This window comes from Rhodospirillales bacterium, assembly GCA_016712595.1.
Classification (GTDB): domain Bacteria; phylum Pseudomonadota; class Alphaproteobacteria; order Rhodospirillales; family Defluviicoccaceae; genus Defluviicoccus.
Genome location: JADJQT010000001.1, coordinates 2,560,940 through 2,577,134, shown reverse-complemented (window position 1 = coordinate 2,577,134; position 16,195 = coordinate 2,560,940). Strand labels below are relative to the sequence as shown.

The 16,195-nt window shown below is 63.7% G+C and carries 11 protein-coding genes; 1 reads left to right on the top strand and 10 read right to left on the bottom strand.

Features of this window, described 5'->3' with window-relative positions:
- Positions 1–5 precede the first annotated feature (5 nt).
- The 6 genes from IPK66_11565 to IPK66_11540 form a co-directional block, all read right to left on the bottom strand.
- Positions 6–2,639 (bottom strand): EAL domain-containing protein, encoded by a 2,634-nt coding sequence (locus IPK66_11565; GenBank protein MBK8175869.1) that lies wholly within the window; start codon positions 2,637–2,639, stop codon positions 6–8.
- Between the two features lie 191 nt (positions 2,640–2,830).
- The gene (gene secA / locus IPK66_11560) at positions 2,831–5,572 is read right to left on the bottom strand and encodes a preprotein translocase subunit SecA (protein MBK8175868.1); all 2,742 of its coding nucleotides are present in this window, start codon (positions 5,570–5,572) and stop codon (positions 2,831–2,833) included.
- Between the two features lie 286 nt (positions 5,573–5,858).
- Complete coding sequence (locus IPK66_11555) at positions 5,859–6,671, bottom strand: 1-acyl-sn-glycerol-3-phosphate acyltransferase (GenBank protein MBK8175867.1); 813 nt, start codon at positions 6,669–6,671, stop codon at positions 5,859–5,861.
- The gene (locus IPK66_11550) at positions 6,668–7,417 is read right to left on the bottom strand and encodes a YdcF family protein (GenBank protein ID MBK8175866.1); all 750 of its coding nucleotides are present in this window, start codon (positions 7,415–7,417) and stop codon (positions 6,668–6,670) included. Before IPK66_11550 ends, IPK66_11555 begins: the two co-directional genes overlap by 4 nt.
- A 7-nt stretch (positions 7,418–7,424) precedes the next feature.
- Entirely contained in the window at positions 7,425–8,303 is an 879-nt protein-coding gene (locus tag IPK66_11545) for a hypothetical protein (GenBank protein ID MBK8175865.1), read from the bottom strand.
- The gene (locus IPK66_11540) at positions 8,300–9,070 is read right to left on the bottom strand and encodes an ATP-binding cassette domain-containing protein (GenBank protein MBK8175864.1); all 771 of its coding nucleotides are present in this window, start codon (positions 9,068–9,070) and stop codon (positions 8,300–8,302) included. Before IPK66_11540 ends, IPK66_11545 begins: the two co-directional genes overlap by 4 nt.
- A gap of 129 nt (positions 9,071–9,199) precedes the next feature.
- On the opposite strand from IPK66_11540, the gene IPK66_11535 reads away from it, so the two are divergent.
- The gene (locus tag IPK66_11535; protein MBK8175863.1) at positions 9,200–10,228 is read left to right on the top strand and encodes a zinc-ribbon domain-containing protein; all 1,029 of its coding nucleotides are present in this window, start codon (positions 9,200–9,202) and stop codon (positions 10,226–10,228) included.
- 73 nt (positions 10,229–10,301) lie between these two features.
- Here the strand turns inward: IPK66_11535 and IPK66_11530 are convergent, their stop codons facing one another.
- The 4 genes from IPK66_11530 to IPK66_11515 form a co-directional block, all read right to left on the bottom strand.
- Positions 10,302–10,661 carry an STAS/SEC14 domain-containing protein gene (locus IPK66_11530; GenBank protein MBK8175862.1) on the bottom strand — a complete coding sequence of 120 codons (360 nt, stop codon included), beginning with the start codon at positions 10,659–10,661 and terminating at the stop codon, positions 10,302–10,304.
- 123 nt (positions 10,662–10,784) lie between these two features.
- The gene (locus IPK66_11525; protein ID MBK8175861.1) at positions 10,785–11,717 is read right to left on the bottom strand and encodes an L-lactate dehydrogenase; all 933 of its coding nucleotides are present in this window, start codon (positions 11,715–11,717) and stop codon (positions 10,785–10,787) included.
- A gap of 73 nt (positions 11,718–11,790) precedes the next feature.
- Positions 11,791–12,807 carry a L,D-transpeptidase family protein gene (locus tag IPK66_11520; protein ID MBK8175860.1) on the bottom strand — a complete coding sequence of 339 codons (1,017 nt, stop codon included), beginning with the start codon at positions 12,805–12,807 and terminating at the stop codon, positions 11,791–11,793.
- Positions 12,808–12,887: 80 nt separating this feature from the next.
- Positions 12,888–15,899, bottom strand: a complete 3,012-nt coding sequence (locus IPK66_11515; protein MBK8175859.1) for a transglycosylase domain-containing protein — start codon at positions 15,897–15,899, stop codon at positions 12,888–12,890.
- Between the last annotated feature and the right edge of the window lie 296 nt (positions 15,900–16,195).

Below are 16,195 nucleotides of genomic sequence, written 5' to 3'. Positions count from 1 at the left end.
CGCGTTTACGTGGCGGATTCGTGCGTTCGCCGGATGGTGCGATTCTTTTTCGGCCGTTCGAGCGCAGAGTTGGGCGGCGAGGGTGGTTGGAGCGGGCGCCGCCAGATCGTCCCGCAGCGTAAAAGCGCTTCCATTTCTTCCGGCGGCAATGGCGCCGAGAGATGGAACCCCTGAACCGCGTGACAGCCTTCGGCGCGCAGGAAGGCGAGTTGCTCCGGTGTCTCCACGCCTTCGGCGACGACGCGCAGGCCAAGGCTGCTGCCCAGCGCGATCATCGCGCGGACGATGACCTCGGCATCGCGTTGTTGGCCCACGCCGCTGACGAAGCTCTTGTCGATCTTCACCTTGTCGACCGGCAGGCCGCGCAGGCGCCCGAGATTGGAATATCCGGTTCCGAAGTCGTCGATCGAGATCATGACGCCCTGTTGTTTCAAGCGGCGCAGGATATCGACGCAGGCGTTGGTTTCCTGGGGCAGGAACATCTGTTCGGTGACTTCGAATTCGAGGTGGTGAAGATTAAAGCCTCGGTTGGCGAGCTGTTCGACAGCGGCGATGAGGTTGTTGCGCCGGCACTGGCTGAGCGACAGGTTGACCGCCATGATGATCGGCGGCAGGCCATTGTCCTCCCATGCTTGAGCCTGACGGCAAGCGTGCTCCAGGACCCACGTGCCGAGGGGAACGACGAGCCCGGTCGTCTCGGCGACAGGAATGAACGCATCAGGGGGCAGGATGCCACGGGTCTTATGGTGCCAGCGCAGAAGGGCTTCTGCCGTGGTGATCCGCCCGTCGGCGAGGTCGATCTGGGGCTGGTAATGCAGAGTGAGACCCTCTCCCGTCATCGCCAAACGAAGATCACGTTCGAGGAGCTTGCGTGATTCTACCTCCGCCGCCATGGCGAAGGCGTAGAACGCATAGGTGCTGCGGCCTTCCTCCTTGGCGCGGTAAAGGGCGAGGTCGGCGTAGCGCAGCAAATGGTCGGGATTGATGCTGTCGTTCGGACTGACCGTAATGCCGATGCTGGCACCCAGCCTGATTTCGTGACCGTCGACAAAAAAGGGCTCAGCGATCGAACGAATAATTCTCTCGGCAATTGCCGCAGCTTCGTCTGGTTTAAGTAATCCATTGATAATCATGGCGAATTCGTCGCCGCCAAGGCGGGCAGGCGGTTCGTCGGCGCAGCCGGCGGTGCGCAGCCGATGCGCAACCGCGGCGAGCAGGCGATCGCCGGTCGGATGTCCAAGGGTATCGTTAACGTCCTTGAAATGGTCAAGGTCGAGCAGCATCACCGCGAGCAGGCCGCGTGATATCGAAAGGCGCGCGAGGCAATTCTGCAGCCGGTGCCGGAAGACCTTGCGATTTGGCAAGCCGGTGAGGGGGTCCTCGAACGCGAGGCGTTGAATGCTTTGCTCGGCGCACCGCCGATCCACCGCCACGGCGAGCAGGTTGGCGACCGACTGCAGAAAGGTGATGTCCTCTTCGCCCAGCGAGCGCTTCAGAATGTCCGTCGCTTCCAGGATGCCAAACGGCCGTGGGCTGCCGGCAATAACGACGCAGGCGAGGCTGACGACACCAGCATTGCCGTAAACGGCAGGAACGGTGAAGCGTTGCTCGCAAGATAAGTCGCCGCTGATAATCGGCGCTCGCAGAAGCAGTGCCGAGCCACTCGGCGATTCCAGTCCCGTGGGAATCCAGCTTTGCGGCGGGATGTCCGATGCCCAGCCCGCCGCCGCGCGAACAAATAGCGACTGGACATCCTCGGAAAGCTGGAGAACGGCAGTTCCCGCCATGGCGAGCTTGTTATTGACGAGGCAGACCGCCTCGTTGAAGAGCAGATCAATGCTCGCGCCAGACAGGATACGCTCGCCGAATTCGGCGAGCGCCGTTTGCCGGCCGCCGATGTCGGCGAGGGCCGCTTCGGCGCGGCTTCGTTCGGCAATGTCGAGTGAGAGACGCTCACTCGTCTGTCGCAAGGCTTCGGATTCTTCGGCGATGCGATTTTTCAGTGAGCGAACGAGGGTCTGATTCTCGTGGACGAGTTGAAGCGACTGGATTGCCCAGCAATGCGCGCGCCAGCCGAGATAGGCGAGCGACGCGGTATAGGCCACGCACATCAGCGCCATGGCTTCGGCATGAACGCTTCCTTCCAGCGCGAGGCGGATGGTGAATGGCAAGACCGACGGAATAAGGAAGGCGTAGAAGGCCCAGACGTAGTGGGTCAGGGCGGTCAGTGCACCGGCGCCGAGGCCGCCGAGGACGAACCCCAAAACGACGAAGTCGTTGTTTCCCGGCAGCGAAAACATCGCGCCGGCAATGCCCCAGACGACGCCGCTGGCGCCGGACCCGAGGACGTGCCAGATCGCCCAATTTTCCGCTGGGCTCCCGTCCTCGCGCGCCCGGCGATAAGCGATCCATAAAACGGCGCGAAGGACGAGGACGCCGCCGAGCGCGCCACACCAGCCCGCAATCAGGGGGCGGGGAACCGACTCGCGGAAGATAAGAACAATAATGACTGCGTTCAGCGCGTTGGTCGCGAGCACGACAGGGAGTGCTCGTTGCAAGTGATCGAGAGAGGCGCGTTTCAGGCGATGTTGCTGAGCGCCGTCCTCGCCCATGCCCATCGTGCCTGCCTTGGCACTCACGAAACCCCCCTCTAGTTCCCGTGTTTTTGCGGGTGAACTATGCGACTCTGACCCTCAAATGGATTATCAGTACACGCACATCATTGCCACATAATTGCTGATGCGGCCAGCGCTTTCCCAAATGCGAAGACGACCTGCGATTCCGTGGCAACGGGAAGGCGTTTCGCCCCGCCGACGTCGGCGTCAGGTACTCAGGCCGTACGGCCGTGACAATGCTTATATTTCTTGCCCGATCCGCACGGGCACAGCGCGTTGCGCGGCGTCTTTCCCCAGGTTGCGGGTTCGCTGGGGTTGATCGCCTCGGCGGCGGCGCGCGAACGCACGGTCGTGCCGGCAGGAGGATCGAAGGCATCGGAAGGGTCTGCTGCGGGTCCGGCATCGGCGTTCGTCGCGGCGGTGAACGCCGGGTCTTGACGGGTCTCGTGCATTTCCTGCGCTGGTGGCTGCAGGGCGCTGTCGAGCGCCGGATCGACGCGCAACTCGATGTGAGCGAGCACCTGGGTCACGCGCTCGCGCAGTCGATCCAGCATCGCCTCGAACAGCTCGAACGCCTCGCGCTTATATTCGTTAAGCGGGTCCCGCTGGGCATAAGCGCGCAAGCCGATGCCCTGGCGCAGGTGGTCGAGCGCGAGGAGATGTTCCTTCCACACCTGATCGAGGATCTGCAGCAGCAGGCTTTTCTCGACCATCCGCATGACGTCGGCGCCGTAGTTTCCGGCTTTCTCCGCCATCTTCAGGTTGGCGCGATCGAGAACGCGCGATTGGATCTCTTGATCAGCGATGCCCTCCTCGGCGGCCCATTCGGCAAGCGGCAGATCAAGGCTGAAGACGCGCATGACCTCAGCGTGCAGGCCATGGACATTCCACTGCTCGGCGTAGGCATTCGGCGGGATGTGACGCGCAATCAGCCCCTCGATGACGTGGTGGCGCATGTCCGCGACCGTCTGTGCGACATCGTCCGACTGCATGAGTTCCTTGCGCTGCTCGTAGACGACCTTGCGCTGATCGTTCATCACGTCGTCGAATTTCAGCAGGTTCTTGCGAATCTCGAAGTTGCGCGCCTCAACTTTCTGTTGCGCCTTTTCCAAGGCCTTGTTGACCCAGGGATGGATGATCGCCTCGCCGTCCTTCAGGCCGAGGCGTTGCAGCATTCCGTCGATCCGCCCGGAGCCGAAGATGCGCATCAGGTCGTCTTCGAGCGAAAGGTAGAATTTCGATCCGCCCGGATCACCTTGCCGCCCAGAGCGACCACGAAGCTGGTTATCGATCCGCCTGCTTTCGTGTCGTTCGGTACCGATGATGTAAAGGCCGCCCGCCGCCAGAACCTGTTCCCGCGCAGCGCTAACTTCGGCGCGGATGCGCGCTGTTCCGACCTCGTCGTTCGGGTCGGCGAGTTCCTGGCGGATCCGCATCTCGGCGTTGCCGCCGAGTTGAATGTCGGTTCCGCGCCCGGCCATGTTGGTGGCGATCGTTACCGCGCTGCGGCTGCCCGCCTGCGAGACGATCGAGGCTTCCTGCTCGTGGTAGCGGGCGTTGAGCACCTGATGCGGGATCTTGCGCAGCTTGAGCAGCGCCGAGAGATGCTCGGATTTCTCGATCGAAACCGTGCCGACCAACACCGGCTGGCCACGCGAGCGGCAGTCGTCGATCATGGCGATGATCGCTTCGTTCTTCTCCGCCGCCGTTCGATAAACTTCGTCGTCGTTGTCCTTGCGGATGCACGGAACGTTGGTCGGCATATCCACGACGTCGAGCTTGTAGATCTCGGAAAACTCGCCGGCCTCGGTCATGGCCGTGCCGGTCATTCCAGCGAGTTTGGGGTAGAGGCGGAAGTAGTTCTGGAAGGTGATTGACGCCAGGGTCTGGTTTTCCTGCTGGACGTGCACGCCTTCCCGCGCTTCCAGCGCCTGATGCAGGCCCTCGGAATAGCGGCGTCCTTCCATCATCCGGCCGGTAAATTCATCGATGATGATCACCTTGCCGTCCTTGACGACATAATCGGTATCGCGGCTGAACAGCTTATGCGCGCGCAGCGCCTGGTTGGCATGGTGGACGAGGGAGATGTTTGCGACATCGTAGAGGCTGCCCTCGCGCAGCAGGCCATCGTCTCGCAGCATCTGTTCCATCTTCTCCGTGCCGGATTCGGTCATGGTCACGGAGCGGGCCTTCTCGTCCTTCTCGAAGTCCTCGTCCTCGAGCAAGGGGATCAGCCGATTGATGCGGAGATAAAGTTCGGACGAATCTTCCGCCGGGCCGGAAATGATCAGCGGTGTCCGCGCTTCGTCGATGAGGATCGAATCGACCTCGTCGACGATGGCGAACTGGAAGGGGCGCTGTACCATCTCGTCGAGACGGAACTTCATGTTGTCACGCAGGTAGTCGAAGCCGAGTTCGTTGTTGGTGGCGTAGGTGACGTCGCGTGCGTAGACGTCGCGGCGTTCGCTATCAGTCAGGCCGTGGACGATGCAGCCGGTGCTCAGACCCAAAAAGCCGTAAACCGCACCCATCCATTCGGCGTCGCGCCGCGCGAGGTAATCGTTCACGGTAACGACGTGCACGCCCTTGCCCGCCAGGGCGTTGAGGTAGACCGGCAGTGTTGCGACCAGGGTCTTGCCCTCGCCGGTTTTCATCTCGGCGATCATGCCGCGGTGCAGAACCATGCCGCCGAGTAGCTGAACGTCGAAGTGGCGCTGCCCGAGTGTCCGTTTGGCGGCTTCGCGGACAGTAGCGAAGGCATCGACGAGCAGATCGTCGAGATCCTCACCCGCGGCCAGCCGCTGCTTTAACCACGATGTACGGGCGCGGATCTCATCATCGGGAAGCCCGGCGAGATCAGCTTCGATCGCGTTGATGGCGGCAACCTGCTTATGCAGCCCCTTCAAGAACCGTTCGTTGGCGGTACCGAACAGCCGCCGGGCGATCGCGCCAAACATCAATGATCCTCAAAGCGAAAACACAAACCCCACCCGCCCGTGAACCGCCGGCCCGGGAGCTTTAGCCAAGACATAGACAGGGCCTGGGAGCCTGTCAATGCACCCCGTCGGGCGAAGCGGTGATCGAAATCGTCGCGGCCGGCCAGGATCGGACCTGGAAGCGGGCGGATCGAACGGTCCGGGGCGGGCCCGCCAGACGCCTGCGGGTGGGCCGAGATCGGTCTGATGGAGCATCGAGGGGTGCGATGTTGCTCTTGCGACGATGTTCTGGGCGCGTGCCGCGGCCTTAGTGAATTCTTCCGTCATCGATTCCATCTGCCATCGTTTCCATCGGGGAAGACGATGGCGGTGTCTGCGGTGGCGTGGAGCAGGCACTGGCCGCGGTCCCGTACGGCAGTGCGCACAGCCGTGTGCTCGCCTCTTCGATCTGCAGCTCCAGTTCACCGAGAAAGCCGGCCCGCTCCAGTCCCGGCGGGATCGGTGGTAGAAATTCAATGGTGATTGTTCCAGGGAATTTAAGAAAGCGCTTGCGACCCCAGAACAGACCGGAATTCAGCGCCACCGGTGTGACCGGAACATTCATGCGCGCATAAAGGGCAGCGATTCCCGGATGATAGGGGGTATGAACACCGGGCGGCGAGCGCGTGCCTTCGGGAAACACGATCACCTGCGCGCCCTCGGCCAGCGCCGCCTCGACGCCCGGCAGCAGCGTTTTCATCGCGCGAAATCCTGCACTGCGATCAATGGCGATGTTGCCGGTCTTCTTCAGGTACCAGCCAAGGAGCGGCACGTTCAGCAGTTCGCGCTTGAGCACAAAAACGGGATCGTCGAGCAGGATATAAAAGATCAGCGTCTCCCAGGCCGACTGGTGCTTGGCGGCGAGGAGTGCCGCTCCGCGCGGAAGGTTTTCCCGCCCATCGACCTGCCAGTCGATGTTGCAGCACCAGCGGACGAGCGTGATCAGACCACGGCACCAGACGGCGGCGGCGCGTTGGGTGTGGCGTCGTGGTGTCGCGAGGAACGGCACGAACGCGATGCACAGTGCCGTCGTCCATAACAGGGCGAGGACGGCGAAGGCGGCGGAGCGGAACGCGATCACGCGCTACGCCCTCCTGGCGGACGGGTGACGATGCGCTGCGCCCAGTGCTCCACCCGCGCTAGCAGGTATTTGTTGTATTCGCTGATGATCAGCGCGGCGGTTCCGGGGCGGAACCACCAGCTCGTCTGCTTGACGTCCTTGGGAAACACCGGGTGCGGGATGACCACCGCATCCGGGAGAGCGACATGAAACTCCAGCAGGCTGCGCGGCATATGGTAGCTTCCGGTAACGAGACGTAAGGAATGATAGCCGTGCCCGTGCATCCAGGCGGCGGTCTCTTCGGCATTGCCTTGGGTGTTCTTCGCCCCGTATCCAGCGTCGATTCGCTGGCCGATGGCAGCAGCGCGCGGCGCGTCGAGCCTCTCGCCGGCGGTCTCGCTACTGCCGTCATCGGCCGCGGCGTCGGTCGCCGCTCCGATCTCCTCGACACGGGCCTGCCCGGTGCCGTCCGAATTGGCCAGCTTGACCAGGCGCTCGACGCCTACCGTCGGATGAACGCCGGAGACGAAGACGCGTTCGGCCTTGTGTTCGGCCAGCAGCGAAAGTCCGGTGGTCAACCGCTCGCTGCCGCCGGTGAGCACGACGATCGCGTCGGTATGACTGTTCGGATCGGCGACTTCCCGCGGAATGGTATCGGCGAAGCGCATAAGGCCGGCCCCCCAGGGTATTCCCCCTCCGATGAGAGCGGTCGCCAGCAGAACGGCCGCCGCGCTGATCCAGGGATTTTCTGGTCGGTCCGTGGGCATAGATCGCCTACGGCATGGCTCGGAGCGCGCGTCGCGCCGCAAAGCGCGCGGTCGCGCCGGCGATCGCCGCCGCCGCCAGAGGCGGTATGGCGACGAGTGCCCAAGCGAAAACGGAAAGATGGATATCGTGTGGAGCTCCCGCATCGGCGGGGGCGGCAATCCAGGCGAATGCAATCAAGGTTGCAATGCCGGCGGCGAACCCGGCGAGCCCGCCCAACAGCGCCGTCAGCAGCGCCCTGCGGGCCATAGCGGCGACGATGCTCTGATCGTCGGCGCCGAGAAGGTGTAAAACCTCGATGGTTTCCTGCCGTGCCGCCATGCGCAGGCGCGTGGCGAAAACGACCGCGGCGGCAAGCGTCGCGGCAAGGATGGCGACGATCACGACTGCGAGGCCTTCCAGCGTCCGCATCAGGCGCAGGACCGGGGCAAGCAGGTCGGTGCCGGCGTCGATCTGGGCTCCGGGTAGTTCCTTTTGCAGGTGTGCCCGGATGTCGTCGAGCTGGGCGCCGGCATCCGGGCGCAATTCGACCTCGATCACCGTGGGCAGCGGCAGGCCGCTTTCCCGCGCGGCCACGACCAGCCAGGGTTGGAGCAGAGCCTCGAGTCGTTCGCCCGGCAAGGCGTCGGCACGGGCGACCTCCGGGTGCGCGCGAATGCTGGCCAATGCGTGCTCGAGTGCGTCGCGGCTCTCGCTTTCGTCCTCGATCGCGGGAAGCTGGGCGACAAGGCGTCCGGACCGCTCGCGGTCGAGACTGCTCGCGACCGTTCCAATCACCAGCATCGCCGCGAGGAACACGCACGCAAGGTAGACGAGCACGGCGATCAACGCTGGAACGAAGTGGCGTTCTTCTGCGTCGTCGACCGCGGCGGCGAGCGAGGCGTTCACAGGGCGATTTCCGCGGCCGCTTCGCGACGCTGGTGCGCGGATGACAAGGCGCTGTCCGGCGGTGCAGATCCCGGCCTTGCGGTGATGCCGCCGTGAATGCAGCCGCCTTCAAGACGCAGGCGCGGATGCGGGAAGCGATCGGCCAGACGCTCGTTGTGGGTGGCGATCAGGACCGTCGTTCCCAGCCGGTTCATCTCCTGGAACAGCAAAATCAACCGGACCGCGAGGGCACCGTCAACGCTTGCGGTCGGCTCATCGGCGATCAGCAGGCGGGGGCGGGCGATCACCGCGCGGGCGATTGCCGCAAGCTGCTGCTGACCCCCGGAAAGCGCCGGTGGTGTCGCGTGCGCGAGGTGTTTCAGTCCGACCCGCTCGAGCAGGCGTATGGCGTCGTGGCGAATTGTCGCGTCGTCACCACCGGCGATTCGCATCGGCAGTGCAACGTTGTCGAGAAGCGTCAGCTGCGGCAGCAGGCGGAAATCCTGGAAAACAATGCCAATTCGGCGCCGCAGCGCCGCCAGCTCCGCGCGCCCCACCCGGCCGACATCCGTGCCGAACAGCAAAACCCGACCGCGAGACGGTAGAAGCCGCAGATACAACAGCCGTAACAGCGAAGTCTTACCCGCGCCGCAAGGGCCAACGAGAAAATGAAACGATCCCGCCGGCAATTCGAGCGAAACGTCGCGCAAAATCTCTGGACCACGCCCGTAACGCAGCGCGACGCGATCGAAATGAGCAACGGTATCGCTGGTCTGCTGCGGTTCCATTGAATTCTCTTTGCTCCGCCTGAGATACCCCATTCCGGGAAAAATAAGACGCCAATCGATAACGCGGCGACTTGCGCGGGGGTTCTCCGCAGCATATAAAGCGGAAGACCTTAGCACACCCTGCCACAGATGATTATAGCCTGCCCGCGTTGCACGGCATCCTACGCGGTCGAAGACCGCGCATTTGGTCCGAACCCTCGGATTGTCCAGTGTTCCGCGTGCAACGAGCGCTGGACGCAGCATCCGGACGGACGCACCACAAACGCCGCGACGGCGTTGGAGATGCACGATCCCGACGAAAGACGCGAATCGCCGGAATTCCCTGAGGACGACGAGCCCGGGGCGGAGTTCGCGGCGGCAACGGGCGAGCCGCCGTGGCAGGAATCCGAGGATGACGATGCGCCGTCGGAACCCTCTGTACCGGCCGCTAAGGACAGGGCACCCGACACGGCGCCAGGCGCAGGGGGCGTCGCCTTTGACGTGACGCCTGAACAGCCGCGCGACGGGAGCGGAGGTGCCGACGATGGCGCTGCGACAGCCGGCGGCACTGAGGTCGAAGATGTTCAGACGGCGCAAGATACGCAGGCCGATACGGCCACCGATGTGGCAGGCGAGACTGCCCGCGCGCCTGATGGCGAAGGATCGGCGAGCAAGGCGCCGGCCAATAAGGCGCCCGCGAAGGCGCGCGGCGGGAAAACGGCAAACGTGCCGCTGTACCGCCGTACGAGCGTTATTGCATCGGTTTCCGCCATCGCCACGACCATTACGCTGTCGGCCTTGCTCATCGTTCTGCGCGCGCCGATCATTGCCGCGCTGCCCGCGACAGAACGCGCTTACGACGCCCTTGGACTGACGTCGAACGACCTCGGAGCCGGACTTGAAATCCGTCAAGTGGTGGGGTCTCGGGAGCGGAACGGCGGCGACGACGTCCTGGTGGTGAATGGCATCGTCACCAACATTGGCAACGCGCGGGTTCCGCTGCCGGCGGTGCGCATAGGACTCTACGGCGAGTCCGACGATGAACTCCAGGTCGTTACCGTACCGAACCCGCGCGAGAGCGTCGCCCCCGGCGAGACAGTCCCGTTCGAGGCGAAGTTCTCTCCCCCCAATCCCGAGGCCCGACGCATCCGCGTTGGGTTCGCCGAGCCGCATCCGTAAACGACCCGGAGCGCCCAGCCAGCACGGGCAGGTGTGAGGCGAGGGGAGCGGGCGTGCCGGGCGGTGATCGTGCTTATCCTTGCCGGACCCACTCGATCGCCTGCGAACGTGCGGACGGTGGAAACCGGCGGACCGTCGCCGCATGGAATATATCGGCGATGCGCTGGCTCTCATCCGCCCATGTCTCGTCGGCGACGATGGCGACGCGGCCGACCAGCGCCCGGTGGTGCATGCCGAACCAGGTGCCGGTACTGCGTGTGCCCTTGTCCCAGCCGTCCAGGTCGGTCCAATCCATAAGCATGTGCTCGACGCGTTCCCGTGCGAAAATCGCTTCCACCTTACCGAAATATTCGTCCTGCTCTTCCTCGGTGATGGTTCCCGCCATCCTGACCGCGATAAGATTTCCGCTCGTTTCCGGCAGCAATTCAATCATGGTTTTTCTCCGTGCAAACCTGCCGGACGCAATAATCCCGCTCGGCAGAGCAAGCGCAAGCCCCTTGCGCGCGAGACCATCGTCGTCTGGTCCCCTTCCGTTTTTCGGCTCTCGTTTCGCCCTTCAGAGGGAAATCGCGTCCTGCGCCGCTTTGAGAATCTCGGCGCTGCGGCGAAGTGCCCGCCGTTCATTATCGTCGAGTCGCGGCGGAATCGTCACCGCCACTCCGTCGCGCGCGACTACCCGCGGCAGTGACAGCGCGACATCAGTGATCCCCTCGGCATCCGGGGTGACGGTCGAAACGGTAAAGACCCGATGCTCGTCGGATAGGATCGCGCGCACCAGTCGGGAAAGGCCGGCGCCGATGCCATAATGGGTGGCACCCTTGCCACCGATGATCTTATAGGCGGCATTGCGGACGCCGTCGTCGATTGCCTCTCGCGCTTCTTTGGTCAACGGCCGTCCAACGTGACGGGAGAAGACCTCGATCGGCATCGTCGCCGCGTCGGCACTCGACCAAATCAGCACCTCGCTGTCGCCGTGCTCGCCGAGAACGTAGGCGTGAATGGACTGCGGTGCGATCCGCAGGTGGGCCGACAGCAAGCTGCGGTATCGCGCTGTATCGAGGATCGTTCCGGAGCCGACGATCCGTGTCGGCGCGAGACCGGAAATGCGCGTGGCCACGGAGGTCATGATATCGACGGGATTGGTTGCGATCACCAGAATGGCCTCGGGCGCCGCCGCTAGTACCTGCGGAATCACCGTCTTGAAGACTGCGGCGTTGCGTTCGAGAAGCTGCAACCGGGTTTCACCCGGCTTCTGGTTGACGCCGGCGGAGACGACGACGACTGCAGCGCCGGCGAGGTCCGCGTAGTCGCCGGCTCGGACGAGGACCTGGCTGCCGAACGGTACGCCATGCACGATGTCCATCGCCTGCGCTGCCGCGGCGGCGGCATTGAGGTCGACAAGGACGATCTCTGTGCCCACCGCGTTGAGCATCATGGCAAATGCGGCAGACGAGCCAACCTGGCCCGCGCCGATGATTCCGATCTTCATGCCCCGTTCTCCCGCCCTTACTGTCGGTTGCGCCGCGGGCCGGACGAGCGTCCGGACGCCTCGGATCGTGACCCTACGGATGGTTGGTTGCGTTGGCTTGTTCGTTCGGTCCCGGTGCCAGGGTAATGCGGATAGGATAACCTACGCGTTCGTTAAGCGCCTTTTCGATCGCCGGCCAGTCAAGCCGCGGTACATCCTCGCCGGCGACGGCAAGAATGTGGTCAGCCTCCTGCGCCAGCGGCAGCGGCTCCGGCGGTGGCGGAGATTTGCTGGTCTCCTCCATCGTATCGATCTGCTTGGTCGAAGGCTGGACCTCAATATAAAGTTCGCCGTCCTTCCAGCCAAGCTTGACGACCTGATCGACGACCGTAACCGGCGTGCCGATCGGCACCCGCTCGAACAGCCATTCGATGTCCTCGGGGTACATGCGGATGCAGCCGCGGCTGGTGCGCCGGCCGATTCCCCACGGCGTGTTCGTGCCGTGGATAAGGTAGGAGGGCCAGCCGAGGTACATCGCGTATTCGCCAAGGGGATTATCCTCTCCGGGCGGAACGACGCGCGGCAGCTCCGGGTGATCGCGGATCTCCGACGCGGTCAGATACCAGGACGGATGGTCCTTCTTACGCACGATTTTTGTCGAGCCGACCGGGGTGAGGTAGCCGTCGCGGCCCACTCCGAGCGGGAACGACAACGGACCGTCCTCCGCCCCGTAGTAGTAGAGCCTGAGTTCGGCGGTGTTGATGACGATGCCGACGTGCCGGGCGTCCGGCAGGATGTGCATGGTCGGCAAGGTCACATGGGTGTTCGGGCCCGGGAACCAGGGATCGACGCCGGGGTTCGCCACCATCAGCTCGATCAGTCCGAGCTCCTCGGCCCGCGCGATGTCGAGCATGTCCTCCTTGGGATTCCACGTCACGTAATCGTGCATCTCGCCGATGATGTCGCCGGTCTTCGCCGCTGTCGCCTCGGGCGTCGCCCCGGGCGTTGCCTCGGGCGCTGCTCCAAGCGTCGCGCTGGGCGCCGCCCCGATGACGGCAAGCGCGAAGAGCGCGCCGATAAAGGCGCTGCCGATCCGCCTGACGATGGGCAAACATAATTTTTCCGGCTCGGTGTTACGCGCCGAGCGGAGCAAAGGGTATGGCATGAGGACTGCGAACGCTCCTGTTAATCCTACGGGACCGCGTGGTCCGCCTTGGCAATCACCTGTACGCCATCAGGGCGCTGTACCGGGCGGGTGATGAGAGGTTCGAGCGAGGGGGCCAGGACCTTGAGCACCTGCGTCGGCAACGCGCTGGTAAACGTATACCGCCCCGCGCGCTCGCCGGGAACATGCGCGGTGATAACGCCAAAAAAACGGTCGCCGATGTAGAACGCGAATGCGGCGGCGCGACCGACCTCCTTCGAGCGTCCCGAGCCCCGACCGAACGTCTCGTCGCCAGTTCCGGTCTTGCCACCGCAGGGGAGTTGCCTGCCGTTGGCGTCGACGAATGCGCCATAGGCGCGCTTGGCCGTGCCGTTGGCGACCACGTTGGCGAGAGCGCGGCGCAGCGCGACGGCGACTTCCGCCGGAAACAGTTGCTCGCCGGCCTCGCCCGGCCGGACGAGATGGGCCTCGTAAGGCGTGCCTTCGGCGAGGTGCACCGATTTGATCCGCACCGTCGGCTGGCGGACGCCGTCGTTGAGAATGATGCCGACGAGTTCGGCGAGTGCCGCCGGCCGGTCCGCGGAACTGCCGATCGCCGTCGCCAGCGACGGCACCAGTGTGGCGAAGGGGTATCCCACCTGCGCCCAGGCCTCGTGCAGCTTCTCGAAGGCCTCATCCTCGAGCATGATGCGGATGCGCGAATCCTTGACGCCCTTGCGCTTCGCCTTGAACAGCCACGCGTAGACTTCCTGGCGCGTATCCGTGCTCGCGGCGATCACCTCGTTGCGGGTGACGTCCGGCTGTTTCTGCAAGTAGTTGACCAGCCATAGCTCGAGCGGATGGACGCGGGCGATGTAGCCGCGATCATGAAGATTGAACTTGTTGGGTCCGTAACGGTTATACAGCCGCAGGATTTCATCGTTATCGAGGTCGGCGTCGGGCAGCCGCTGCTTGATGAACGTGCGGAATTCGCTGACGTCGGCGTCCGGACGCACGGAACGGAAGATCGTCGCTTGGCGGTATGGCGTCGGGCGAGCACGCTTCGACAGCAATGCCAGCGCTTCGTCCGGCGTGCGGTTGCGGTAGCGGCGGTAGAAGCGATCGAGGTAGGCCTTGCCTTCCATGTCGGCAAAGCGCTCGAGGTAGGCGCCGCGCTCAGGATGGTCAGGGTCCGCCAGGACATCGCGCAGCGGCTCGGGACCGAGGGCCTGATAATAGCGGATGATGTCGCGCATCAGCCGGATGAATACGAGGTTGACCGAGTTGCGCAGTGCATCGGTCAGCGACATGACCAGGCCGTTGCTTTTCTTGTCGAAGTTCGAAAAGACATGCAGCCCGTGGCCGGTAAAGAAGGCCTCGCCGGGGCTCGCCGAATAGGTTCTGTCCATCGCCGCGTCGACCATTGGCTGCAGCCGTCGATCGCCCGACTCGGCGAGGTATTGCGCTGCCCAGCGCGTCAACGGATCATCCGCGTCGGCGGCGGCACCGGTCAGTTCGGCGCGACTCATCGTGGCGAACTTTTCGTGCAGCTTGGCGATGATCTGCAGGTAGGTCACCAGCGTCCGCAGCTTCGCGGTCGATCCGAGATCGAACTTTCCACCTTCGTTGAGGTCGAGTGGCCGGTCGAGGGTATCGGCCTGGACGCGCAGATAATTGGCGCCGGAGCCGCGTTCGTAGAGCGTAAAGCTGTAGGCGACGCCGCTGGCCTCGCCTTTCTGCAGCAGGCGCTTGCCGATCAGCCCCAGCTTTTCCGCCTGATCGTCATCGGTGACCTGCCGAAGCACGTTGATGACGCCGCGTTGCGTCGCCGCGTCGAGCGTCGACTCGGCGCGCAGATCGAGACGGTCGAGTTCGTAGAACTGTGGCACGCCGATCAGCGAGAGGATATGCGCGCGCATCGCCGTCGTCGCCTTGCGATCGATGAACGAGGCTTCCGCCGGCGGCGGCTGGTCGTGGCGAAACGCGAGCGGTGCGGCAATCGCGGCATCGCGCATTTCTGCTGAGATGATGCCGTCGGCGGCCATCAGTCGCAGGTAGGTATCGATCAACTGTTCGAGGTCTTCGTGCCCCTGCAGCAGGTAATAGGAGGGGCGTCGCTGGGCGATCAGTAGGCTGACCACCTGTTTGTAGATCGTCGCGGCGCGGAGCTTCTCCGCGCGTGACCGGTTGGGTCCGTTCAGGACCCGGACGGCCTCGTCAAGGTCGGTTCCGTACCATGCCCACAGGCCGTCGCCGATGCCGATGACCTCGCCGAAGCCGGCGCGCGCCGACAAAGGCGTCGAATTGATGTAATCGACGACGATATGCTGACGGGCGGGAGCCGTGATCGGGCCGCCGCTGTACGCGCGCAGGCTGGCCGAGGTGATCTGACGCAGCTTGTCCTCAATGCCGTTGGTCCGGCCTTCGGGCGAATGCCGATACTTCTCGATCTGCGTCGCCAGGGTCGAGCCGCCAAAGCGCTTACCACCGCTCTCCAAGTGGCCGGTCACCACGTTCGCCGCCGCCGCCGCGAACCGATCCCATTCCACCGCCGGGTTGCGCATGGGATAGCGATCGTCGAGAAGCTCTCTGTTCTCGATAAACAAGAGCGCGTCAACAATGAACGGGGGGATGGAATCGAAGCTGGCGAAAACCCGTTCCGGATGGCGAGATAGGTAAAGGATCTCGCCTGTCGAATCATACAGGGTCAACCCTGCCTGTGATTTCTCCGGAAACACAGCAAAACCGCCGTAATCGATGAAATCCGTCAGTGCAGATGACAGTCTGGCCTGGTCGGATACGACAAACCCCGCCTCCGTGAGCGAGGTGATGAAGCTTGGAATGTGCGCGTAGCCGAGGCGCTCGTCATAAGGGCCGAACTCGGGAAAACGCGCGTCCGCGTTCGGCCCGGGCTCGACGGTATAGCTGAAATTACTTGCTAGCTTGGAGAAAAGCCGTGATTGGATCGGAGAGGCTTCGAGCTCGATGCTCACGCCCCAGATTGCCACGCCGGCGACACCGGCAAGCAACATGCCGGCGAGAACCCGATCCCAAGACATCCGAAGCTTGGCCCTGCCTTCTCGCATGTCCGTTGACCGATGTGAGTGAGGTTCCTACTTGAGCAATCCAGCGGCGAGTGGCTGCGATCGCCTTTCCGCTTTCCGTGCATAAAAATATAGATAATACTTTAAATCGAGCGGCGTAATCTGCATAGGATGAAAAGAGGCTTCGCCGATAGCCGCCCTGACTGTGGCAAATTAGTGACGGCATAAGCGCGCGCGGGACGCGGCTCGCCCAGTTCAACGCGGCCGTGTTTGTCGCCTGCGTACGTTCGCTCCGTCCGGGCCGAGCGGAA

Coding starts and splice junctions, on each gene's coding strand:
- secA (MBK8175868.1), bottom strand. CDS start 5,572: ATGTTTGGCGCGATCGCCCGGCGGCTGTTCGGTACCGCCAACGAACGG.
- IPK66_11550 (MBK8175866.1), bottom strand. CDS start 7,417: ATGCCCACGGACCGACCAGAAAATCCCTGGATCAGCGCGGCGGCCGTT.
- IPK66_11540 (MBK8175864.1), bottom strand. CDS start 9,070: ATGGAACCGCAGCAGACCAGCGATACCGTTGCTCATTTCGATCGCGTC.
- IPK66_11535 (MBK8175863.1), top strand. CDS start 9,200: ATGATTATAGCCTGCCCGCGTTGCACGGCATCCTACGCGGTCGAAGAC.
- IPK66_11530 (MBK8175862.1), bottom strand. CDS start 10,661: ATGATTGAATTGCTGCCGGAAACGAGCGGAAATCTTATCGCGGTCAGG.
- IPK66_11525 (MBK8175861.1), bottom strand. CDS start 11,717: ATGAAGATCGGAATCATCGGCGCGGGCCAGGTTGGCTCGTCTGCCGCA.
- IPK66_11515 (MBK8175859.1), bottom strand. CDS start 15,899: ATGTCTTGGGATCGGGTTCTCGCCGGCATGTTGCTTGCCGGTGTCGCC.